Source organism: Micromonospora purpureochromogenes (assembly GCF_900091515.1).
Lineage (GTDB): Bacteria > Actinomycetota > Actinomycetes > Mycobacteriales > Micromonosporaceae > Micromonospora > Micromonospora purpureochromogenes.
The window spans coordinates 789,187-811,287 of record NZ_LT607410.1 but is presented as its reverse complement, the minus strand read 5'-3'; the positions used below and the strand labels follow the sequence as shown (position 1 = coordinate 811,287).

At 71.5% G+C, this 22,101-nt stretch carries 18 protein-coding genes, 2 tRNA genes and 1 pseudogene; 11 read left to right on the top strand and 10 right to left on the bottom strand.

Going from position 1 to position 22,101, the window contains the following annotated elements:
* Positions 1–38: 38 nt before the first annotated feature.
* The 3 genes from GA0074696_RS03835 to GA0074696_RS03825 are packed head-to-tail and all read right to left on the bottom strand — an operon-like array spanning position 39 to position 2,820.
* Positions 39–749: an SDR family NAD(P)-dependent oxidoreductase gene (locus GA0074696_RS03835; protein ID WP_088959812.1), complete on the bottom strand. Its 711-nt coding sequence runs from the start codon at positions 747–749 to the stop codon at positions 39–41.
* Positions 750–769: 20 nt separating this feature from the next.
* Positions 770–1,360 carry an anthranilate synthase component II gene (locus GA0074696_RS03830; protein ID WP_088959811.1) on the bottom strand — a complete coding sequence of 197 codons (591 nt, stop codon included), beginning with the start codon at positions 1,358–1,360 and terminating at the stop codon, positions 770–772.
* The gene (locus GA0074696_RS03825) at positions 1,357–2,820 is read right to left on the bottom strand and encodes an anthranilate synthase component I family protein (RefSeq protein ID WP_231925253.1); all 1,464 of its coding nucleotides are present in this window, start codon (positions 2,818–2,820) and stop codon (positions 1,357–1,359) included. The genes GA0074696_RS03830 and GA0074696_RS03825 overlap by 4 nt, the downstream gene beginning before the upstream one ends.
* 411 nt (positions 2,821–3,231) lie before the next feature.
* Between GA0074696_RS03825 and pdxR the strand changes: the two genes are divergently transcribed.
* Together pdxR and GA0074696_RS03815 are read left to right on the top strand one after the other, a co-directional pair.
* On the top strand, positions 3,232–4,584 hold the full coding sequence (gene pdxR, locus GA0074696_RS03820; RefSeq protein WP_231925252.1) for a MocR-like pyridoxine biosynthesis transcription factor PdxR: 1,353 nt from the start codon (positions 3,232–3,234) through the stop codon (positions 4,582–4,584).
* A 336-nt stretch (positions 4,585–4,920) separates the two neighbouring features.
* The gene (locus GA0074696_RS03815) at positions 4,921–5,349 is read left to right on the top strand and encodes a protealysin inhibitor emfourin (RefSeq protein ID WP_088959808.1); all 429 of its coding nucleotides are present in this window, start codon (positions 4,921–4,923) and stop codon (positions 5,347–5,349) included.
* A 59-nt stretch (positions 5,350–5,408) separates the two neighbouring features.
* On the opposite strand, the gene GA0074696_RS03810 is transcribed toward GA0074696_RS03815, so the two are convergent.
* The 3 genes from GA0074696_RS03810 to GA0074696_RS03800 form a co-directional block, all read right to left on the bottom strand.
* Positions 5,409–6,251, bottom strand: a complete 843-nt coding sequence (locus GA0074696_RS03810; protein WP_088959807.1) for an alpha/beta fold hydrolase — start codon at positions 6,249–6,251, stop codon at positions 5,409–5,411.
* Between the two features lie 110 nt (positions 6,252–6,361).
* Positions 6,362–7,378: a phosphotransferase enzyme family protein gene (locus GA0074696_RS03805; protein ID WP_231925251.1), complete on the bottom strand. Its 1,017-nt coding sequence runs from the start codon at positions 7,376–7,378 to the stop codon at positions 6,362–6,364.
* A gap of 66 nt (positions 7,379–7,444) precedes the next feature.
* A complete protein-coding gene (locus GA0074696_RS03800; protein WP_088959806.1) occupies positions 7,445–7,957 on the bottom strand; it encodes a hypothetical protein in 513 nt (170 codons plus the stop codon).
* A 222-nt stretch (positions 7,958–8,179) separates the two neighbouring features.
* Between GA0074696_RS03800 and GA0074696_RS03795 the strand changes: the two genes are divergently transcribed.
* From GA0074696_RS03795 to GA0074696_RS03770, 7 genes and pseudogenes are all read left to right on the top strand, one after another.
* Positions 8,180–9,679, top strand: a complete 1,500-nt coding sequence (locus GA0074696_RS03795; protein ID WP_157745795.1) for a GGDEF domain-containing protein — start codon at positions 8,180–8,182, stop codon at positions 9,677–9,679.
* A gap of 279 nt (positions 9,680–9,958) precedes the next feature.
* Entirely contained in the window at positions 9,959–11,299 is a 1,341-nt protein-coding gene (locus GA0074696_RS03790; protein ID WP_088959804.1) for a hypothetical protein, read from the top strand.
* Positions 11,300–11,643: 344 nt separating this feature from the next.
* Complete coding sequence (locus GA0074696_RS03785) at positions 11,644–12,213, top strand: 2'-5' RNA ligase family protein (RefSeq protein ID WP_088959803.1); 570 nt, start codon at positions 11,644–11,646, stop codon at positions 12,211–12,213.
* 642 nt (positions 12,214–12,855) lie between these two features.
* Complete coding sequence (locus tag GA0074696_RS03780; RefSeq protein WP_088959802.1) at positions 12,856–13,854, top strand: NAD-dependent epimerase/dehydratase family protein; 999 nt, start codon at positions 12,856–12,858, stop codon at positions 13,852–13,854.
* Between the two features lie 237 nt (positions 13,855–14,091).
* Positions 14,092–14,254 (top strand): annotated as a pseudogene (locus tag GA0074696_RS30650) (site-specific integrase); the annotation flags it as partial.
* A 266-nt stretch (positions 14,255–14,520) separates the two neighbouring features.
* Positions 14,521–15,225: a hypothetical protein gene (locus GA0074696_RS03775; RefSeq protein ID WP_088959801.1), complete on the top strand. Its 705-nt coding sequence runs from the start codon at positions 14,521–14,523 to the stop codon at positions 15,223–15,225.
* A gap of 311 nt (positions 15,226–15,536) precedes the next feature.
* A complete protein-coding gene (locus GA0074696_RS03770) occupies positions 15,537–16,268 on the top strand; it encodes a tyrosine-type recombinase/integrase (RefSeq protein ID WP_157745792.1) in 732 nt (243 codons plus the stop codon).
* A gap of 78 nt (positions 16,269–16,346) precedes the next feature.
* Here GA0074696_RS03770 and GA0074696_RS03765 read toward each other — a convergent pair.
* A tRNA-Arg gene (locus GA0074696_RS03765) sits at positions 16,347–16,419 on the bottom strand.
* Between the two features lie 36 nt (positions 16,420–16,455).
* A tRNA-Ser gene (locus GA0074696_RS03760) sits at positions 16,456–16,546 on the bottom strand.
* Between the two features lie 508 nt (positions 16,547–17,054).
* Here GA0074696_RS03760 and GA0074696_RS31635 point away from each other — a divergent pair.
* Complete coding sequence (locus tag GA0074696_RS31635; protein ID WP_231925250.1) at positions 17,055–18,407, top strand: hypothetical protein; 1,353 nt, start codon at positions 17,055–17,057, stop codon at positions 18,405–18,407.
* Here GA0074696_RS31635 and GA0074696_RS03745 read toward each other — a convergent pair.
* Positions 18,394–19,167: a CPBP family intramembrane glutamic endopeptidase gene (locus GA0074696_RS03745; RefSeq protein ID WP_088959798.1), complete on the bottom strand. Its 774-nt coding sequence runs from the start codon at positions 19,165–19,167 to the stop codon at positions 18,394–18,396. The genes GA0074696_RS31635 and GA0074696_RS03745 overlap by 14 nt on opposite strands.
* Positions 19,168–19,290: 123 nt before the next feature.
* Here GA0074696_RS03745 and GA0074696_RS03740 point away from each other — a divergent pair, with 123 nt between their 5' ends.
* Complete coding sequence (locus GA0074696_RS03740) at positions 19,291–20,409, top strand: globin domain-containing protein (protein WP_088959797.1); 1,119 nt, start codon at positions 19,291–19,293, stop codon at positions 20,407–20,409.
* A 109-nt stretch (positions 20,410–20,518) separates the two neighbouring features.
* Here GA0074696_RS03740 and GA0074696_RS03735 read toward each other — a convergent pair whose 3' ends face one another.
* Positions 20,519–22,024 (bottom strand): peptide deformylase, encoded by a 1,506-nt coding sequence (locus GA0074696_RS03735; protein WP_088959796.1) that lies wholly within the window; start codon positions 22,022–22,024, stop codon positions 20,519–20,521.
* Positions 22,025–22,101 lie beyond the last annotated feature (77 nt).

The following is a 22,101-nucleotide window of genomic DNA, read 5'->3' as shown; positions in this document are numbered from 1 at the left end:
GGCCGCCGCGGTGCGGTCGCGGCGGGCCGTGGCGCAGGTCAGTGCAGGCCGCCGTTGACGTCCAGCACGGTGGCGGTGACGTAGCTGCTGTCCCGGCCGGCCAGCCACGCGACGGCGGCGGCGATCTCGGCCGGCTCGCCGAACCGGCCCAGCGGGATCCGGGCCCGGTAGTCGTCGCGCCGGCCGGCCGGGATCCGGGCGGCCATCGGGGTGTCGACCAGCCCGGGTGCGACCGCGTTGACCCGGATGCCATGCCCGGACAGCGCCCGGCCGAGGCTGCGGGTGAGCGCGATGACCGCGCCCTTCGAGGCGCCGTACGCGGCGTCCGGGCTGCCGGACTGCCCGCTGATCGAGGCGACGTTGACCACGCTGCCGGGCCGCCCGGCGGCGACCAGGGCGCGGGCGTACGCCTGGGTGCAGAAGAACGCGGCGCCCAGGTTGACGTCGAGCACCTGGGCGTACGTGGTCGGGTCGTAGTCGAGGAAGTCCCGGGCGTGGTAGACGCCGGCGTTGTTCACCAGCACGTCGGGCAGCCCGTACCGCTCGTGGATCCGCCCGAAGAGCTCCTCCACCTGGCCGGGCACGGCCACGTCGGCGACCAGCGCGGCGTGGGCCGACGGGTCGGCGGACTGTTCGACGTCGACGCTGAGCACCCGGTGCCCGGCGCCGGCGAGGGCGGCCGTGACGGCACGGCCGATCCCGCCCGCGCCGCCGGTCACCACGGCGACCGGGGCTGAGTGGTCAGGCATGCCGATTCCCCGTGTGCCGCTCAACCTGCGACGGGCAGCGCCGTCGGGGCGCCGCGCAGGAAGTTGTCAAACAGGCGCAGCCCGTCCTCTGTCATCACGCTCTCCGGGTGGAACTGGACCCCCTCCACGGCGAGGGAGCGATGGCGCACGCCCATCACGTACCCGTCGTCGGACGCCCGGGCGGTGACCTCCAGCGCGGGCGGCACCGGGTCGTCGACGATGAGCGAGTGGTAGCGGGTGACGGTCAGCGGGGCGACCGCCCCGGAGAAGACCCCTCGGCCGTCGTGACCGACCAGGCTGGTCTTGCCGTGCATCAGGTGCCGGGCGACCGCGATCGTCCCGCCGTAGGCCAGCCCGATCGCCTGGTGGCCGAGGCAGACGCCGAGCAGCGGAACCCGGCCGGCGAAGGCGCGCACCAGCTCGACGTGCCCGGACTCGGCGGGGTGCCCCGGGCCGGGGCCGAGCACCACCGCGTCCGGCCGCAGCGTGGCGAGTTCCTCGTCCGTCCGGGACCGGGAGCGGACCACCACGGTACGGGCGCCGAGGGTGCGCAGGTACTGGTCGATGATGTGGGTGAAGCTGTCGTACGCGTCGACGAGCAGGACCTTCACGGCAGCAGCTCCTCACCGGTCAGGGCCCAGTAGGTGGCGCTCATCTTGGCCAGCGTCTCCCGCCACTCGGCGGCGGGTGTGGAGTCGGCGACGACCCCGGCGGAGGCCTGGGTGCGGTATCGGCGACCATCGTGGACGGCGGTGCGGATGCAGAGCGCGAGCACCGCGAAGCCGCGCACGTCGACCAGGCCGAGCGACCCCGCGTAGACGCCCCGGGGCTCGTCCTCCAGGCCGTCGATGATCTCCATCGCCCGCAGCTTCGGGGCCCCGGTCATGGTGCCGGCCGGAAAGGCGGCGCAGATGGCCGCCCACACGTCGGCGTCGTCGGCGAGTCGACCGGAGACGGTGGAGACCAGGTGGTGCACGTACGCGAACGGTTCGACGTCGAGCATCGCGTCGACCGAGAGCGTCCCCGGCTCGCAGACCCGGCCGATGTCGTTGCGGCACAGGTCGACGAGCATGACGTGCTCGGCCCGTTCCTTCTCGCTGGCCAGCAGCTCCGCCACCCGCCGGCGGTCGGTCTCCGGATCGGCCGCCCGGGCCGCGGTGCCGGCGATCGGACGCATCGACACCCGCCCGTGGTCGATCCGGAGGAACAGCTCCGGGCTCGCGCCGATGACGGTACGGCCCGCCCACGGCACCAGGTACATGTACGGCGAGGGGTTGCGGTGGCGCAGCCGCCGGTAGACCTGGAGCGGGGTGAGGTCGGTCTCGACGTCGATCCGGTGGCCGATCTGGATCTGGTAGCTGTCGCCGACCTCGATGTGTCGCAGGCACTGCTTCACCCGGGCCGCGAAGGTCTCCTCGTCGAGGTTGTCCCGCACGAGGTTCGGCGGCGGGGCGACCGGCACGTCCCGGTGGTCCTCGGGGAGCCCGGCCACCAGGTCGGCCACCGCGAGCGCGGGCTCGGTCGGCAGGTGCGGGCCGCCGGCGGAGAGCTGCTGGACGGTGCCGGAGCGCAGGTCCCACCAGGCGGTGTGCCGGAAGAGTGCGAGCGTGCAGCGGGGGACGTCGTCGACCGCCCGGTCGACGGAGAGCTCGTCCATGTCCCGCGCGGCCTCGTACGCCAGGGTGGTGAGGAAGCCGAAGGCGAAGCTGTCGGCGGACACCGTGGTCTCGACGGCGAACGACCGCTGCACCGCCCGCAGCGCGGCCCACACCTGCGCGGGCCCCGGCACCGCCCAGCCGTGGGTGTCGCCCCGGCGCCGGACGGGCTCGCCCAGGACGGCCGTGACCACGACGGCGAGGGCGTCGCCGAGCGGACCGGCGGCGGTCAGTTCGAACCGGTCGGCGATGATCCGCAACTCGGCGAGACGTCCCCAGCCCACCGCCGCGGAGTGCCGGTCCCGGGCCGGGCCGTCCAGGCTCTCGAAGAGGTAGATGTTATCGGCGGCAACCTTTTCGGCGAGCGCCGTGTAGAGCGACAACGGATTGATTGACGGCAGTGTGACAGATGTCACGCTAATCGGAATGGTGCCCGCCAGGGGCGGGTGCCGATCCGCCAGGGAATGGGAATACCCGGGACGTGCGGCTACCTCGGTTGACAATGAGGACACTGTGGAACCCCCTCTGAACAGCCCGACTCCCGTGCCGCCATTGGCAACGGTCCCGCCGCCCGAAGCAGCAGGTCGGACCTCCCCCCGTCCGAAAGGACTCGCACACCCACCCGTACGCCGACGCGACAGGGCATCCGGAGTCGTCCGCATTGGACGACCTCGGAACATGCGCCCCGATTCGCCGGCCGCCGGGTTGTGGCGCGTCCGGGAAACACTTTCGCCAAGTGCAGGTCGCGTTGTCCATACCACTTTGAGGACTGCGGAGAGGACCACTTGGTGTTGCATCTAGGCTTGTCAATAGATGGCGATTCCCGCGTGACATTGGCGGTGCAGCTCCGGGACGCGTTACGCCGGCAGATCGAGGAGGGAGCGCTGCTCCCCGGCACCCGCGTCCCGTCGAGCCGGCAGCTCGCCGTCGACCTCGGCGTGTCCCGGAGTGTGGTGGTCGAGGCGTACGAGCAGCTCGGCGCCGAGGGCTATCTGGTCTCCCAGCGGGGCTCCGGCACCTCCGTCGCGGCGACGGCCCGCACCGAGGTCGGCTCGGCGCTCACCCCGGAGGACCGGGCCCCCGCGAGGGCCCTCCGGGACCTGCGCACCGGCGGCTCCGACGTGTCCGCCTTCCCGCGCCAGGAGTGGATCCGCTGCGTCAGCTCTGTGGTCAGCGCTGCCGGCCCGCGGGAGCTGGGCTACGCGCCGCCGTCCGGGCTGCCGGTGGCCCGGCACACGCTCGCCGGCTATCTGGGTCGGGTACGCGGAGTCCGGACCCGACCCGAACACCTCATGATCACCTCGGGGTTCGCCCAGGGGCTCGCGCTGCTCTGCCGGGTGCTGCGGGACCGGGGCCACGACACGCTGGGCGTGGAGGACCCGGGGCACCCGGGCGAATGGAAGTTCATCGCGGACGCCGGCCTACGCCCGGTGGGTATCCCGGTCGACCGACGCGGCATCCGGGTCGACGAGCTGGCCCGCAGCGGCGTCCGGGCGGTGCTCACCACCCCGACCAGCCAGTTCCCGACCGGGGTCGCACTCGACCCGGAACGCCGGGCGGAACTGGTCGACTGGGCCCGCTCGGTGGACGGGTACATCGTCGAGGACGACTTCGACGCGGCGTTCGCCGGGCCGTCGCAGCGCATGCCGGCCCTCCAGAGCCTCGCCCCCGACCGGGTGATCTACGCGGGCAGCGCCAGCAAGGTGCTCGCCCCGGCACTGCGGCTCGGCTGGCTCGCCACGCCCACCGAGCTGACCGCGCCGGTCGAGCGACTCCGGGCCGGCTGGGACCTCGGTTGCTCCGGTCTCGAACAGCTCGCGTTCGCCCGGCTGGTCGACACCGGCGCCTTCGACCGGCACCTGCGCCGGCTGCGCGCCGAGTTCCAGAAGCGCCGCCAGACGGTACGCCAGCACATCAGCCGCCATCTGCCCGGCGTCACGCTGCTCGGCGGGGACAGCGGACTGCAGGCGTACCTGGTGCTGCCCCGGCGGTGCGCCGAGGAAGAGATGGTGCAGGCCGCCCGGCGGCGGTCGGTGCTGGTCCGGGGCGGCCGGTTCTACGCCCTGCGGGACGACGACCGTCCACCGGCACTGGTCGTCGGCTACGCCGGGGTACGCGGGGCCGAGCTCGGCCGGGGCCTGGCCGGGATCGCCGCGGCGTACCGCGACGTGATCGGGTGAACCCACCAACGATGTTTCCGGGGCCGAGGCGGCACCGCCGTTTCCGGTCCGGGCGGTCGACCTGGGAAGCGGCGCGAGCACGCCCTGAACGGGTCGAACCGACGCCGAATGAATTGTTTAAATGCCTTGAAACAATCGCAACAAGTTGCACCGATCGAACCGTCCTCCAGGGACCTACAGACCTGGTTCAGTCGTCTCGAACGGTGCTAGAAATGGGGTCGACAAGGAACGGGCGACAGGCTCCACGACAACGGTCGGGGGGCCGATCCCGGCGTCGGTGACCGCCGACAGGGATTCGCCGAGTTCCACCATTCCCACGAGGAAAGGGGTTCAGCCATGTCTGTCATGCTGCGCGCCATCGGTCAGGTCATCTCGGCGTTCGCGCTGCTCACCGGGGTCGGAGCCGCCACGCTCGCCTCCGCCGCACCGGCCCAGGCCGCTTGGAGCGACGCCTACCAGGTGACCCTCACCCGCACCGGTGGATTCGCCGGGGTGAACGAGCAGTACACCGTTTCCGCCAGCACGGTCCACATCTCCACCGCTGATCTGATGGCGACGGCCGGCTCTTGCGAATTCCGTCGCCTTTCTCCGTCGTATACGGCGGGCGCGGGTGCCGACCGGTTCCGCTACACCGTCAGCGTGACCTACCGCAACGGAGTCACGAAGACGGTGGCCACCGAAGACGGCGCGCAGGCGCCCGAGGTGCTGTGGCAGGTCATCGACATGACGATGCAGATCAGCCGGGGCCTTGCGCCGGTGAGCTGATCCCCTGCGGTGCGCCGGCCGGTCCGTGGCACGCGGACCGGCCGCGCGTCACCCGCTCATCAGCCGGCCGACAGGAAACCCTCCACGGACGACGCGAAGGCGGCCGGGTCGTCGACCCAGGGAAAGTGCCCCGCCCTCGGCTGCACCAGCACCTCGGCCCGGGCGAACAGGCGGGCCAACTCCCGCACCGCCGTGACCGTCGGCCAGATGTCGTACTCCCCGGCCACCAGCAGGGTCGGCACGGACAGCGAGGCCAACCGGGCGGGCAGTGCCGGATCCGGGGTGAAGCCGGCGTAGAAGCCGTCGGTGGCCGGCGCGGAGAACTGGGCCGGCTCGGCGGACGCCTGCGCCCGAGCCGCCGCGTCCCACCGGCCGTAGAGCAGGGGGGCGGCGAGCCGGCGGTAGCGCTGCTGCTCCTCCTCGCTGCTGGCGTCGGCGTGCAGCGCGGCCACCGCCTCGGCGTACCAGGGTTCGTGGGACCGCTCGGCCAGGACGTCGGCCACCGCGAGGTCCGACTGGATGTCCACCACCCGCAGTGACGGCGCCACCAGGACGAGGCGGTCCAGCCGCTGCGGGTGCCGGTCGGCGTAGAGCAGGCAGATGCCGCCGCTGGCGGAGTGCCCGAGCAGGTCCATCCGGTCGAGTGCCAGGTGGCGGCGCAGCGCCTCGACGTCGTCCACCAGCCGATCGACCCGGTAGCTCGCCGGATCGGCGGGGACCTCCGACGCGCCCGTCCCTCGGTTGTCGAGCAGGATCAACGTCCTGGTCGCGCTCAAGCCACCCAGCTCGGCCAGGTATTCGACTGCCTGGCCGGGCCCGCCGGGGACGCAGACCAGCGGTGGACCGGAGCCGACGCGCCGGTAGGCCAGTTCCGTGCCGTCTGCGGATCGAAAGCGCTGCATGGCGCCCCATCCTGCCACCGGCGGCTCGACGGCTTCCCCCGTCGGCATCGGGGCTACCCGCCCAGGCGGTCCTGGCACGCGGGCGCGCACGGCCGCCGTCGGACCGCCGGTCAGTCCGGGCTCGATTCGAGATACCCGGTCAGGTACGTCAGAGACGCGGTGATGTCCTCGCCGGTGCCGTGCGGTCGGCGCAACGCGTCGACGTAGACGGCGATGTCGGCGAGCTTCCACCACAGTGGGTAGAGGTCGAGGGCAGCCGGCGTGGCGGTCCGGCCGGTGGCTCGCGCGTAGCGCGCGAGGATCTCCTCGTCGTCGCCGACCGGGTCCTCGCCGACCATCCGGGCGAGGGCGCCGGTGAGCATCCACAGGTCCCGCTCGGCCGGGGCGATCCGGACAGTGTCCCAGTCGATGAGCCGCAGCCCGTCCGGTGTCCACATGACGTTGCCGGGATGGGGCTCGCCGTGCGTGACCACCCAGTCCGCCACGCTGGCGCGTACCCGCTCGACCCGCCGGTCGAACTCGGCGAGCAACCCTTCGACGTACCCGGCGTGGGCCGACAGCAGCTTGCGGGTGGGTTCGCCGTACGGCCCGCCGGTCCACTCCCGGTCGAGGTCGCACAGCGCCTCCCGCAGCTGGTCCCGACCGGGGAGCACCAGGTCGGCCCGGGGCGCCAGGCCCGCCACGACCGGGGTGGCCCGGTGCAGTTCGGCCAGGAGATCGACCAGCTCCGCCCGGTCCTCGGGCCGGTGCGCGCCGAACCGGTCGGCGGCACCCGCCACCATCGGAAACACCGACCCGGCGTACCGCTGGGTGAGCCGCCACAGCGTCGCGCCGGTGGCGGACGGGACCGGCGCGAGGACGAAGTCGAGCCCGGCGTCCCGGCGCAGGGCGAGCGCACTGTCGTACGACCGGCCGAGCCGGTCGAACGCCTCGTCCCGCCCGGCGCCGTCGAACCCGAGGTCGTCGGCCTTGACGAACCACGCTGTCCCACGCCGGTCGACCATCGACCAGTGGTAGCTGCCCGCGCCCACGGGGAGGTACCCGGCCGAGTCGACCTCGATGCCCCAGCCTCCGGCCAGGGCGGCGACCAACTCCGCTTCGGTCAGGCCGACTGGTCTGTCCCTCATGGGCCGCGATTCTTCCCCGGCCGGCGCACCGTCGCAGGTCGATTTTTCGTGGGTCCCGGGCCGGGCCTAACGGCTCGGAGTCGCCTTCACGCCCGGGCTTCCCCCGTCACCCGGGCCGGTCACCACGGCGCCCACGATCCCGACCACCGTGGCGAGCAGGATCGCGCCGACGGCGATCGCCACGGCCGCGAGCACCCCCCGTGGGCCCCGTCCGCTGGGATCGAGCGGGTGACGGGTACGGACGGCCGGCACCCCTCGCCGCGCATGGCCTGGTCCGGCCGGAGTCGGCGCAGCCGTCCAGGTCGGCGCCGGGGTGGGCGGGTCCGCGCCGGGCGTCGGCTCGCCGCTTGACTCGCGAACGGGCGACGGCACCGGTTCCTCGGAGTACCGGTCGGCAACGTCGACGAACCGGCGGACCAGTGAGGCACCCCGGAAGTCGTGCTCGGCGGCGCAGTGCAGGCAGACGTAGTCGGTCGTCGACCGGCCACAGCGCGGACACAGGCCGGCGGAGTTCACGGCGTCGTCCCGGTCGGGCAGCGCGTCCCACCCGGGGCGGCTGTCATCGGTGGAACCCGTCACCTCGTCCTCACCGTACGGACCGGGAGCGGCCGGCGCATCGACGGCGACCCGCTCGCACCGCCCGTCCCGCGCACCGTATCCCGCCGGATGCGGGCCGCCATCCGGCAATCCCGCTGGCCGGGACGGTCGAGGTGGACGGTTCATTGTGGGGAAGGGTGGGTTCGCGTGGATGTAGCGATACCGGTGGTTGGCGGCCGTCGATCACCGCCTTACCGTGTTGCCGTGAGCGTGTTCGACGGGGTCGACTGGGAAGCGCGCCCGATGGGCCGGTATCGCGGCCTGCACTCGGTGCCGGGCGGTCTCGGCCTGAGCCTCGCCTACCTGACGCTCTGCCTGGCCGGCATCGCGGTCTATCCGTACCTGTCCGACGCGCAGCGGATGGTCGACTACCTCGTCCTGTCGTTCGCGACGGTCCCCGCTGTGGTGGTCGGGCTGATCCGGACGCCCGCCGACAGCCGCAAGCCCATGTGGTTCCTGCTCGCCGCGCTGGTCAGCTTCAACGCCGGCAACGTGGCCTGGTACTGGTACGTCTTCGCGATGCAGTTGCCGAGCGGCGACGGCACGATCGCCGCGGTCTTCGCGGCCCTGGCCCAGGTATTCATGTTCTCCGGGGCGATCACGATCGTCGCGCGGCGCGGTCGTGACGACGTCGGCGGGTTGATCGACAGCACCATCGTGGCGATGGCGGTTGGCGGTGTGATCTGGAGTTTCCTGCTGCTGCCGCACCTGCGGGAGGTCGCCGCCGCGCAGGTGTCGCAGATCGCGACGTGCGTGACGGTCTTCATGCTGACCGGAATCTTCGGCTGCCTGACCCGGCTGCTGCTCACGGCCAGGGAGTTCATTTCGGCGCTGTGGTTCCTGGTCGCGGCGATGGGCCTCTCGCTGGCCGGCGTGATCACCGTCGCGCTGGTGGTCGTACCGGGATCCGGCTCTCGGCCCGCGTACACGGACATGATCTACCTCGCCGGCTACACGGCGGTGGGGTTGTGCGGGCTCGCCCGGTCGGTGGTACGCCTGCTCCAGCCCGGTCCGGCGCCGAAGGACGACCTGAGCAAGGGGCGCCTGGTCTTCCTCGGGCTCGCGCTGTGCGCCATGCCCGCCGTGGGCGGGGCCAGTGAGCTGTCCGGCCGGGACGTCGACACGGCGCTGCTGGCCGTCAGCACGGCCGCGGTGACCCCGCTGGTCATGCTCCGGATCTGGGGCGTGTGGTCGGAGCGGATGCGGGTCCTCCGGTACCAGGCGAGCTTCGACCCCCTGACCAACCTGCCGAACCGTCACGAGTTCGCCAACCGATTGGACGCCGCGCTCGCGGGCGGTCGGCCGGTGGTCGTGCTCTTCTGTGATCTGGACGGGTTCAAGGCCGTGAACGACCGGTACGGCCACCCCGGCGGTGATCAGCTACTGGTCCAGGTGGCCGAGCGGCTGGCCCGTTGCCTGCGCCCGGGCGACACGGTGAGCCGATTCGGCGGCGACGAGTTCGTCGTCCTCTGTGTCGACATGGAGCGCTACGACGCGACGGAGCTCTGCCTGCGGATCGAGACGGCCTTCCGCGAGCCGTTCGCGGTCGACGCTGAACCGGTCGTGATCGGAGCCAGCATCGGCATGGTCTGCAACGACCGCGCCGAGAACGGTGAGCAGTTGATCCAGCGCGCGGACGCCGCTATGTACAGGGCCAAGCAGGAGCGCCAGCAGGTCCCCGGCGTACGGACCAGCGTGGCGTGACCCGGGCCGGCTCCGGGTGCGTGACGCCAGTTTGATGAATGCCATCGGCGCGCTTTCGGCGGCTGTGGCGACGGCAGGAATTGGTGGTTCTCGGCAAGGTGGAAGTGCCGGTCTCCGGTCCGCAATGACGCGGGCCATCACTTCTCCGCCGCATCCACTATGCTCCGACAGGTTGCGCCGGAGCGGTGGGGAATTGACCCGCGCGATTAATGGCCGGCGTCGACCAATGACATAACCGGAAGTCACCGCGCAACCTCGGAATGTTCGGAGGCCTCATCGATGGCCCGCCCAAGGACGCGACGATCCGTCGCAGTCATCGCGCTCGCGCTCTCCCTCGCCGGCGTCGTCTCGATACCGGCCCCCGCCTCGGCCGCGTTCAGCCAACCCCTTTCCATTTCACCGGCGGGGTACGACTCCTACGATCAGCAACAGGCCTACGACCGGCAGGGCGACGCGCTCTTCGTCTGGGTGCGTGAATCCCACGACTATCCGCACCCGCGGTACGTTCAGTTCAAATCCCGCAGCTACAACGGCCGGTGGGGCACCACGACCACCCTGTCCCCGGCCGGCCAGGCCCCGCACAGCCCGCAGGTCGCGGTCGACGACGACGGCGACGCGATCGTGGCGTGGCGCGCGTTCAACGGCGTCGACAACAGCATCTACGCGCGGAGAATCTCCAAGAGTGGCACGCTCGGACCGCTCATCACGGTGTCGGCGGGCGGGGTGCAGGCCCACGGCACCAACGTGGCCATCGACTCGGACGGCGACGCCGTGGTCACCTGGGCCGAGGGGCACGACGACGGCAGTTTCTTCCCGATGATGCGCCGGTACAGCAGCAGCGGGTCGCTGTCGCCGGCTGTCGTGCTGGCGTCGACTCCGACAGCTGCGGAAACGCCGGCGGTGGCGTACGACCGGGAAGGCGACGCCGTCCTCGCCTGGGCCAACGACAACGTCGTGCAGGCCCGCACGCTCAGCGCTGGTGGGACCATCAGTGAGCTCAAGACCGTGTCCGCACCTCTCTCGCCGATCGACCGCCACTTCGCCGCAGACGTCACGCTGGACCGGGACGGCGACGCCCTGGTGACCTGGCGCCATTGGAGCGACCAGGGCCAGAGCACGCAGGTCTGGGGTCGCTGGGTGGCCCGTGACGGGACCGTCGGCAACGTCCGTCAGCTCACCCCCGCACTGCACACGGACGTGGTGAACTACTCGATCGCCGGCGACCTCGACGGCGACATGATGCTGACCTGGGACCTGTTCTCCACCGGGTACCTGTACGCCGCCTCCATCAGCCCCGCGCAGACGGTGGGACAGCCGGTGCTGCTGTCGACCTGGGGCCGTCTGCACTCGGTCCGCCTCGACGACGACGGTGACGGCATCGTGGTCTGGCAGGGGAAGGGCATCAACAACTCGGTCGGCAGCGTGGAGGCACGTCGCGTGACCCGGTCGGGCACCTTCGGCACCACGGAGGTGATCGTGGGGATCGGTGTCGACCCGACAGCCGCGGTGACCCCTGACGGACGGGCGGCAGTCGCCTGGGAGCGGCGGTTCCAGGTCGATCTGCAGATCCAGGTGAGCGTCGACCCCTACTTCGTCACCACCCAGGGAATCCGGTCCTAGACCGTCGTACGTGTGTTGGTGGAGCTTGAGGGAAATGGGGTCCGGCCGTTCCGGCCGGACCCCATTCGCTAGATACGTGTGAGCCGTACCCCGGTTGTCGCCTGCGATCGACGGGCTACCGGTCCAGGACCCGCTGCGCTTCGCTGGCGATTTGCTGGTCGCGCTGATGCCGAGCTCGTTTACCCCCGCTGGGCCTCGGTCTATGGCCCGTGGATGGCCCGTGTGATTCTCTGCTCCGTAGCCTCGGCAGGGTCGTCCCAATGCCGTCCACCGGGCGGGCCCTACCCAGCACCGGTGGCGAAATCCAGTAGACCTGCACCGGCCATGGTCGGAAAACTACGGGTATGGAACCGACCCAGACGGCGCTCATCGTGCCGATACCCGAGGCCGAGGAGGCGGTAGGCCGGTTCCGGGCATCGCTCGACCGGGCTGCCTCGTGGGGCGTGCCAGCGCACGTGACCGTCCTCTACCCGTTCCTGCCCCCGCAGCAGATCAATGAGCAGGCCTTGGCCGTGCTGCGCGAGACCATTGCCGGCATACCGCGGTTCGACGTTGCACTGACTCACGTCGGCTGGTTTGGTGACACGGTCGTCTGGCTTGCTCCGCAGCCAGATCGTCCGTTCCGGGAGCTCACTGCGGCGGTGTGGCAGCAGTTTCCCGAGGCGCCCCCGTATGCCGGGGCGTACAGCGACGTGGTGCCGCACCTGACCATCGGTCACGACGCCGCCAAGCCCATGCTGAGCCACGCCGCGGAAACCATCTCCGCGCACCTGCCGATCAACGCGGCCATCGACAAGGTCCGGCTCATCGCCGGAACGCCGGACGTAAGCCCTTGGCGCACCGTCTGCGAGTTCCCGCTGGGCACCACACCACCCGCGGCGGCTGGTACGCAACTCGAAGCGGTCACGGCATGAAGTTGAGGCGCGGCCGGTGGGCGGATCTCCTCGTCGGGCAGTCGTAGACCGTCCAGCCTCCCAGGACGGGGACAAGGTGGAGCGCCCTACCGGAACGAACGACCTTCGCCCCCATCCGGGGAGGCTGGTAGCCCTTGTGGTGCCCGTCGAGGGGATCCGCGGCTGATCTCTGAGGAGGGTCGGGGTTCAGGGCGGAGCCCCGAGGTCTTCGGGCCCTGATCGTCCGTCAGCCTGGCCGGCCGGCCCGGCCGATGCCGGCCGGAGGTCGCCAGCAGGCCGGGGCCGGGCCGGCGCGGCCCACTTGCGGGCCGCCTTGATTTGATAAAGCGGAAACCCCTAACCTTCTGATCCGTAGGAGCGCCGGGTGTCCACCGGCACCCGGCTCGCCTCGCCGCCAGGTCCTTGCCGACGTTCACCTGATAGCGGCTGTTGGCGTCGCGCCGGGGTCAGGCTTGGGTTAGGTACCAACAGCTTGGGAATTGTCGATGTCCGGCTGTTGGCGGCCTGGTCGCAGTGGTCTCTAGTGGTCTCGGCTGACCCCTGCTGTCCTAGCTCAATGGCACGCTAATGGCACGGAGGGATGATGCCGTCTGAGGGCAGGCTGACCGTGGGCAATTCGCCCGCCATTCTCAAGGAGTGACCATGCAGGTAATGGTGCTGGGCGGTACCCAGTTCATCGGCCGCGCCATCGTGACTGCGCTGCTCGACGATCACGAGGTCACCGTCCTTAACCGGGGTTCCAGGCCGCTGTGGGATCCGCGGATACGGCAGCTCGTCGCGGACCGCAACGACCCCGCGCAGCTGAAGCAACTCGGCCTGAGGGGCTTCGACGCGGTCGTCGACGTCTCGGGCACAGAACCGCACCACGTCACCAATGTGCTCGCGGCGTTGCCGGATCCTCAGGAGCTGGACTATGTCTTCATCAGCTCGGCCGCCGTCTACAACCGGTCGGTGGCGTCCCCGCCGTTCCGAGAGGACGACCAGGCCGACGGCGACACCATCTGGGGCGGTTACGGCGAGGCGAAGGCGGAGTGCGAGGCCGTGCTGCGCGGTGCATGCCACAGCGGTCTGACCGTCCTCCGGCCGCCGTACGTTTACGGTCCGCACAACCCGGACCCACGCGAGCAGTTCCTGTGGGCTCGCATCCTGGCTGGCCAGCCGGTCTTCGTCCCCGGCGATGGCGACACCCGCATCCAGTTCTGCCATGCCCAAGCGCTCGCCCAGGTGGTGGCCGCCGGGTGCGCGGGCCAGCTGGCCGCGGGAACGTTCAACGTGGGCGAGCCGGCCAGCTACACCCTCCGCGAGTATCTGGCGATTCTCGGGGAGGTCGCCGGAGTACCGCCGAGGGTGGTTCCTGCCCCTGACCCCACCGTCCGTGCGCGTGACTACTTCCCGTTCCGCGACGCGGAACTGGTGCTCGACGTGACCCGACTTGCCACGCACGGGGTGGTAAACCACGACGACCTAGCCACGGGTCTAGCCAAGACGCTGACCTGGTTCCGCAAGAACGGCGGCATCAGCGACGAACCGACCCCGCAGGAGTTGGCCTGGCGAGCCACGAGGTGGAACGCCCTACCGGACGAGTCTCAATGGCGGCTGCAAAGCGTCGGCGTGGACGACCCCCTCCGGCCTTGGGGTTAGAAGAAGATCGCGGATGGCTGGTCGGGCAGCTGCGCTCCTGGTCATCCCGTCGATGCTGGTGGCTTTGCTGTACGGATGGCTGTACAGCCACAGGATCGCGGTTATCCGCCGTCGGCCGCTGCATTGGGCATGCACCAGCACGCTTGCAGCTCAGCCCCGCGAAGTCGGCGCAGTCTGTCTGCTAAATCCTGTCCTGTGGGCGGTAGGGTCCGAGCGATGACTGGGACTGGTGCAGGTGCTCGACGGACCTGCACCAGCGTCCTGGCGGACCTCGACGTGCACCCGCGGGTGGCAATGCAGATCCTGCGGCACGCCGACATCAAGGTCACGATGGAGATCTACACCAAGGTCAGCTCGAAAGCAGACCCGCGAGGCGTTGAAGCGCCTGGGCGAGCGCATGAATGGCCGGAAACGGCGTGACGTACTGCTGTACTTCGCTGCTGTACGAGACGGAAAGGGGCCGTCTCGGTCTCCCGAAACGGCCCCTCAGCTGCTGTGCGCCCGAAGGGACTCGAACCCCTAACCTTCTGATCCGTAGGAGCGTCCCGCATCCGCCGACACCCGCCTCGTCTCCCGGCTAGCTCGTGGCCAGCGTTCACCTAGTGGCGGCCGTTGGCGTCGTGCTGGGGTCAGGCTGGGGTCAGAGATCTGTGCCAGAATCGGCCGATGCACAAGATCCCAGGCTATGAAGACGACCCCTTGGTCGATGGGGCGTACCTGGTAGACGAGCCACTGTTCTGGGCGAGCCACTTGTTGCAATGCACCAACGGCGTCGAAGAGCCGCTGTGTGCGGGATTCGGGGTCAGCAAGGCCGACCTGTTGCAGTTTTTCGAACGGGTCAGCGATGAGCGCCAGTGGCCAGTGCTGTCAGTCCCGCTCTCGGCAGGGCACCTGCTTTATGTCGTGTACCGCAACCTTCCCCGGGAAGGAGGGTACGACTACCTGCTGCACCATCCTGAGTGGAAGGCGACGGTTCCCTTGGCAAGGGTCGAAGGTTGCTTCAGGGGGCCGGGGCTGTGCTGGCCAGAGTTGCTCGCCGTCGCGCATAAGGCGGCCGAAGCCGGATCGGCCCCGCGCCTTGACCCCTACACCTTCCTTCTGTTGTTGCCGATCATGAGTGACGCGGACCTTCCCTTGGATGCGGGCGATGTCCTCGCTGCGATGTTGACCGCCTGCGGCGCCGCTGGAGAGACCGGGGCGCTGGCCCGGATACTCCTTGAGGAGCAGGGCTGCTGGGGTCCGCAGCACTGGACTCGGACCTCGGCCGGGCGGATCAGCGAGACTAGGTCCGCGTTCCGCCGCCCTGGGGCTATGTCGTCAGACACGTTGGCTCAGGTCAGCTTGCTGTTGGGGTCCGGTGGCGACGCTTGACAACCGCGCTGCTGCGGCGGATCTCCTCGTCGGGCAGTCGTTGACCGTCCAGCCTCCCCGGACGGGGACAAGGTGGAGCGCCTCACCAGCCGAACGACCTTGGCCCCGTCCGGGGAGGCTGGTAGCCCTTGTGGTGCCCGGCGAGGTGATCCGCTCCCGGCCGATCTCTGAGGAGGGCCGGGGTTCGGGGCGGAGCCCCGAGGTCTTCAAGGTCTTCTCATCCGCCAGTGTGGCCGGCCGGCCCGGCCGATGCCGGCCGGAGGTCGCCAGCAGGCCGGTGCCGGGCCGGCGCGGCCCGCTTGCGGGCCGCCTTGATCCGCTACGCCCACCGGCTGCTGCGGGCGGCGCTTCAAGACGCGGTGACGGAGGAGCTGGTGGCGAGCAACCCGGCGAAGGCCCTGCGGATCTCGCACCGGTACCGGCCAAAGTTCACGCCATGGACGGCTGATGAGGCCAAGCGGTTCTTGAAGACGGCGCGGGATGACCGGTGGTACGCGCTCTACTCGGTCGCCTTGGCCCTTGGGCTTCGCCGCGGTGAGGCGCTGGCGCTGCGATGGGTCGACGTGGACCTGGTCGACAACGTGCTCCGCGTTCGGCAGTCGCTGCAACGCACCGGCGGTGAGCTCCGGTTCGGGCCGGTGAAGACGGACGGCTCGGAGCGGGCCGTGGCTCTGCCGCTCAGTCTGGTCGACGTGCTGCGCGGTCATCGGGCGCTGCAACGGACGGAGCGGGAGGCGGCCGGGGACCGCTGGCAGGAGCATGGATTGCTGTTCACCACGAAGATCGGCACTCCGATCGAGCCCCGCAATATCAATCGGCACTTTGACCAGTTGTGCGAGCGGGCGGGAGTTCGGCGCATTCGTGTGCATGACCTGCGCCATTCGTGCGCGACGCTGCTTTACGACCAGGGCGTGCCGCTCGAACGGATTCAGGATGTGCTCGGGCACAGCTCTCCCACGGTCACCAAGTCGATCTATGTGGAGGCGACGCGCCGGGTGCAGCAGGACGCGGTCGACCGGCTCGGCTTCCTCTTCGACGCGTAGGCGTAGGGGGTCAGCCGTGGGGGTCAGAAAGATCAAGGGCCGGTCTCCCGTGATGGGAAACCGGCCCTTGATCTGCTGTGCGCCCGAAGGGATTCGAACCCCTAACCTTCTGATCCGTAGTCAGATGCTCTATCCGTTGAGCTACGGGCGCTCGGTGCTTGGCCAGTCTACACACCCGGCTTCCGCGCGGAGACTCCGGGATTCGAACCCGGGAGGGGCTTTAAGACCCCAACCGCATTAGCAGTGCGGCGCCATAGACCAGACTAGGCGAAGTCTCCCTGGTGGCCCTGCAGACCACCGCGCCCGAGGATACAGGTCCGCCCCCACCGGGGGCAAAGCGACTACCGCAGCGAGGTGTTTTCACCGTGTGCGCCGTCACGTTCGGGACTACGCTCCATCGACATGCAGGAGCAGACGCCGAGCGATCCGCCCCGCCGCGAGTCCGCCGAAGGGGCTCGCCGGCGCTCTCCGAAGGCCACCTTCACCCCACCCCCGGCCGCAACGAAGGCGGCCGGGCCGGGCCAGGACGAGGGTACGGACGCCTCCCCGGGGAGGCGTCGTCCGGCGAAGGGCGCGCCCGCAGTCCTGTTCCAGCCACCTGATCCCGATCAGCCGCTGCCCCGCCAGCCACGGCCCGCGAGGAAAGCGTCGGGTAGCGCCGGCACCCCGACCGAGCCCGGTGTGACCGGCCCGGCCGACGTACCTACCGGAGAGAAAGCCAGTGCGAGCCCCAGCGGCGGCACGGCGGCCCACGGCGCAGGCGGTGAGCAGGAGATCACCGGGCAGGTGACCGCGGACACACCAGCGGCGGACCGCCCACGGAAGCGGAGCACCTCGACGGCCCGGCAGGCGCCGCCCGGGCAGCAGACCGCCCGGTCGACGAGGGAAGCGGCCACCGGCAAGACGCCGGCCGCACCGGAGTCCACCAGCGGCGCGGACAGCGGAACGGCGGCCACCAGCGGGGCGACGACCGGCACCGCGCCGACCGACCAGCGTCGCGGCGGGCTCGGCACGCCGGTGGAGCAGCCGGGCCGCCCAGTGGGCGTCGTTGCCCCGGTCACACCCGGCGCGGCCGAGCCGACTGGTCCGGTGAGTTCCGGCGCGACGCCCACGCCCTCGGTGAATTCCGTGACGCCCCCGATACCGGAGGCAGAGCCCGACGCCGCGCGGCCGGAGACCCCTGCCTCGTCGACGAGGCGGAAGACCGCGCGGAAGACCGCCCCGCGTAAGGAGACGACCTCGCGCTCGGGCACACCGGGCGAGAGCCGCACCGCCGCGGCGAGAAAGACGGCCACGCCCAAGAAGGCGACACCACCGAAGAAGGCGACCCCGAAGAAGGCGACGCCCGGGCCAGCCCTCGCCACGGCCGAGCAGGTCACACCCGCCACCCCGGAGGCCCCCGCACCGACCGCCGACACCGACGCACTCGGACCGGACACGGCCCGACCGGCACCTGATCTCGCGCTCAGGGCCGAGCAGCAGCCGGCGGCGCCGGGGCGTACCCGGGAACTGGGCCTGGCGGAGATCCGGAGCCGGCTGCTGGAGCATCCCGGCTTCGCGCCGGAGCTGCTCGCCCTGGCCGCCGTGGCGGGGATCGGGCCGCGCGCCCAGGACTGGGCGCAACGGCTGCGGGCGACGTACCCGGATGCCGGGCCGGACGGGCTGGCCCGGCTGGCCAGCCGGCGGTTCGTGCGGGTGGCCGGGGCCGGTGGCGCGGCGGCGGCGGTGGCCGGGCTGTTCGCGCCGGTGGCGGAGCTGGCGGCGGTGCTCTGGAGTCAGGCCGGCCTGGTGCTGCACGTGGCGGCGGCGTACGGGCGGGACCCGCTGGACGCGGAGCGGGCGGTGGAGCTGCTGGTGCTGACCCAGGTGCACCCGGACGCGGCGAGCGCGCGTACCGCGCTGGCGGCGGCGCGGGCGGCGGACCGGCCGGGGGACCGGCCGTGGCCGCGCGCGGCGGAGGCCGCCTGGCGGTTGGCGGCGCCGCTGGCCGCGCAGGCGGGCGGTTGGGCGGCGCTGCGCCTGACGTCCCGGCTGCTGCCGGGGGCGGCGGTGCTCGCCGCCGCGGCGGGTGACGCGGCCGCCGCTGAGCGGCTGGCGGCGCGCGCGGTGGCCGCCTACCGGCCGGTCAGAGCCAGCTGAACCACTCCTTGGGCAGCGACGCGTAGCCGACGAAGGCGATCACGTCGAGCAGGGTGTGCGCCACGATCAGCGGCATCACCCGCCGGGTGCGCAGGTAGAAGAGGCTGAACACGACGCCCATCACGGCGTTGCCGACGAACGCGCCGAAGCCCTGGTAGAGGTGGTAGGAGCCGCGCAGCAGCGCGCTCGCCGCGATGATCGCGGCGAGCCGCCACTGGAGCTGGCGCAGCCGGGTGACCAGGTAGCCGACCACGATCACCTCCTCCAGCACGGCGTTCTGGACGGCGGCGAGGATCAGCACCGGCACCGCCCACCACAGGTCGGGCAGGCCGGCGGGGACCAGGGTGGCGTTGATTCCGAGCTGCGCGGCCGCCCAGAACAGCGCCAGGCCGGGCAGGCCGATCAGCGCCGCGAGGCCGGCGCCCCGGGCCAGGTCGGATCCGGGTCGGCGCAGGTCCATCCCGAGCGTCCGCGCCGGGTCGCCGGGGTCCCGCGCCAGCAGGTGTACGGCGAGCAGCACCGGCAGCAGCGCGAAGACGATGCCGAGGAGCTGGTACGTCAGGTCCAGCCACGGCCGGGCCGACTGTGAGGTGTTGAGCGAGGCGGTCTGCTTCGCCAGCGGCCCGTCGGCGGCCAGCTTCGCGATGATCGACACCAGCGCGTAGACGGCCGACCGGCCCAGGGAGAGACCGAGCACCAGCAGGGTCTCGGTGCCCAGCACCCGGCGGGTCACCGGGCGGGTCAGCTCGTCGACGGTCACCGCACCACTCTGCCGCACGGGCGGGGCCGGCGGGAACGGTCGCACAGCCTGTGCGACCGGTGCGCACACTCCGTGGACATTCTATGCGGGCCCGATCCGCCGTCAGGAGGAGGAGCGCGTCCCGTGGACAACTTCGCACGGCTGCTGAAGGAGAGCTGGACCCTGGTCGAGGAGGACCGGGACCGGCTGACCGGTCACTTCTATGCCCGGCTGTTCCTCCTCGACCCGGAGCTGCGCAAGCTCTTCCCGGTGCAGATGGCCGCCCAGCGCGACCGGCTGGTGGAAGCCATCGTCGCCGCGACCCAGGTGGTGGACGACCCGGAGAGCTTCGACGAGTACCTGCGCTCGCTCGGCCGCGACCACCGCAAGTACCACGCGGCCGCCACGCACTACGAGACGATGGGCGTCGCGCTGCTGGACGCGCTGCGCAGCACCGCCGGCGACGGCTGGAACCTGGAGTACGACCAGGCCTGGCGGGACGCGTACGCGGCGATCAGCGAGAAGATGCAGGCCGGCGCGGCGGCGGACGACGATCCGCCGTACTGGCACGCCGAGGTGCTGACCCACGAGCGGCACGGGCCGGACACGGCGGTGCTGACCGTCCGCGCCCTCCAGCATCCGCTGCGCTGGAAGGCCGGGCAGTACGTCAGCATCGAGGCGCCCCGGCACCTCCCCCGGGTGTGGCGGACGTACTCGGTGGCGAACGCCCCGAACGACGACAACGTGCTGGAGTTCCACATCCGTACGCCGGCCGGGGCGGGCTGGCTCTCCGGCGCGCTGGTCCGCCGGACCAGACCGGGCGAGCTGCTCCGGCTGGCCGCGCCGATGGGCTCGATGACGCTGGACCGCGAGTCGACCCGGGACATCCTCTGCGTGGCCGGCGGGGTCGGCCTGGCCCCGGTGAAGGCGCTGGTGGAGGAGCTGACGAGCTGGAACCGGACCCGCTGGGTGCACGTGTTCTACGGCGCCCGGCACGCCGACGACCTGTACGGCCTGGCGGGCCTGGAGGAGCTGGTGGCCGCGCATCCGTGGCTGTCGGTGACGCCGGCGTGCAGTGACGACCCGGACTTCGACGGCGAGCAGGGGGAGATCTCCGAGGTGGTCACCCGGTACGGCCCGTGGACGACGCACGACTGCTACGTCTCCGGCTCGGCTCCGATGGTCCGGGCCACCCTGCGGGCGCTCGCCGAGGACGAGGTGCCGCCGCCGAACATCCGGTACGACACCTTCGGCAGCCTGTAAAGACCTTCCTCCCCCGAAAAAACCGGGTCGCGTGCCCCCGCCCCCTGGGGCACGCGACCCGGTCCCCGTCCGGCCCCTGACGGCGTCCCGCACGTTCCCCCGGACGCCGTCAGGGGCCGGTCTCCCGGTATTCCTCGACCGGCACCAGCGGCACGCCCGGCGCCATCCGGTCGGTGTAGAGCCGCCCCTGGAGGTGGTCGACCTCGTGCGCCACCAGCCGGGCCATCCCGTACGCGAACGAGGTGATGATCCGGCTGCCGTCCCAGCGGGCGTGCTCCACGTCGATGCGCAGCGGCCGGGGCACCAGACCCCGGTGGTCGGCGAAGGAGAGGCAGCCCTCGTACTGCTCGTCGGTGTCGGGGCTGGCGTCGACCACGCGGGGGTTGAGCAGCACCACCGGCGGGGCGGACCGGTCGGCGGGGCGGACCACGGCCGCCGCCGCGTCCACCCCGACCTGCGGGGCGGCCAGCCCCATGCCGGCGCTGAACGGGTGCAGCTCGTCGACCCGGGTCAGCAGTGCGGTGAGCCGGTCGACCACCTCCCGGGCGGCGGTCTCGTCGTCGGGCAGGTCGAACGGTCGGGCGGGCCGGCGCAGCAGGTCGGCGTCGTGGGGCAGCACGCCGAGGGCGCGCAGCCGGTCGCCGGCCCGACCGGCCGCCGTGGCTCGTTCCGCGTCCGCCGGTTCGCCTCGGAACCGCCACTGCAGGCGGTAGCGGGAGTTGAGCGGCGGGTCGTCGGTCGCCCAGTCGAAGATCGCGCGGTCATCGCGGTCGTGCCGGCGGATCGGGGTACGCAGCGGCCCCTCGTCGGCGGAGAGGGAGGTCTCCACCCCCCAGACCCGGGGGTCGAGCGCCACCGGCAGGTCCAGCCGGACTGCCAGGTGCCGGGTGGGCAGGCGTACGGCGCGCTGGAACCAGGGGCCCCACTTCTCCCGGCCGACGTGGTACGCGTACTCGATCTCGACCCGTTCGCCCGGGTGCAGCGGGAACGGCCCCTCACCGTTCTCGAGGAGCAGCCAGATCTCCTTGTAGGCGTCCCGGTCGTGCTTGGCCCGCCAGTGCATCGGCTCGCGGCTGCCACCGTCGTCCCGGTACGCCCGCAGCCGCAGCTCGGCGAAGGTGAGCGGGTGCTCCCGGTGGTGCCGGTTGGAGCGGCCCGGGTCGTCGGGGTAGCGGTCGACGGCGACCCGGACCAGGTGGCGGGTCACCGGCTCGGTGCCGACGTTGTGCAGTTGGCGGCGCACCACGCAGTGGTAGCCCTCGTCGGTGTGGGTGAGGGTGGCGGCCTCGCGCTCGACGACCAGGCCGGTGCCCGGGGGCAGCCACTGCCCGGGCGGTGGCAGCTCGCGGTGCGCCGGAACGGGCCGGGCCTGGCGGAGCTGGTCGTACTCCCGGAAGCGTTGCCAGATCGCGCCGCTGGCGTCGAGGACGGCCTCGGCGCGGCGGGCGAAGTCCTCGGTGGGCCGGTGCCGGCGCCCCTCGACGTGGCTGACGTAGGACGGGTCGAAGCCCATGAGCGTGGCGAGTTGCTTCTTGGAGAGTCCTCGCCCCGTCCGGTGCCGGGCGAGCTCCGCGGCGAAGGACTCGGCGGCCCGCTCCAGGGGGGAGGTCGTCATCAGCTTCCTCACGGCCGGGACGACAAGTCTTCACGTTCGACCACCCCGGCCGCACCTGAACTGGCGCTTTGCCGACA

Excerpts from the sequence above, each read along its gene's own strand:
- GA0074696_RS03835 (WP_088959812.1), bottom strand. The coding sequence starts at position 749 with ATGCCTGACCACTCAGCCCCGGTCGCCGTGGTGACCGGCGGCGCGGGC.
- GA0074696_RS03815 (WP_088959808.1), top strand. The coding sequence starts at position 4,921 with ATGTCTGTCATGCTGCGCGCCATCGGTCAGGTCATCTCGGCGTTCGCG.
- GA0074696_RS03810 (WP_088959807.1), bottom strand. The coding sequence starts at position 6,251 with ATGCAGCGCTTTCGATCCGCAGACGGCACGGAACTGGCCTACCGGCGC.
- GA0074696_RS03805 (WP_231925251.1), bottom strand. The coding sequence starts at position 7,378 with ATGAGGGACAGACCAGTCGGCCTGACCGAAGCGGAGTTGGTCGCCGCC.
- GA0074696_RS03790 (WP_088959804.1), top strand. The coding sequence starts at position 9,959 with ATGGCCCGCCCAAGGACGCGACGATCCGTCGCAGTCATCGCGCTCGCG.
- GA0074696_RS03785 (WP_088959803.1), top strand. The coding sequence starts at position 11,644 with ATGGAACCGACCCAGACGGCGCTCATCGTGCCGATACCCGAGGCCGAG.
- GA0074696_RS03780 (WP_088959802.1), top strand. The coding sequence starts at position 12,856 with ATGCAGGTAATGGTGCTGGGCGGTACCCAGTTCATCGGCCGCGCCATC.
- GA0074696_RS03775 (WP_088959801.1), top strand. The coding sequence starts at position 14,521 with ATGCACAAGATCCCAGGCTATGAAGACGACCCCTTGGTCGATGGGGCG.
- GA0074696_RS03735 (WP_088959796.1), bottom strand. The coding sequence starts at position 22,024 with ATGACGACCTCCCCCCTGGAGCGGGCCGCCGAGTCCTTCGCCGCGGAG.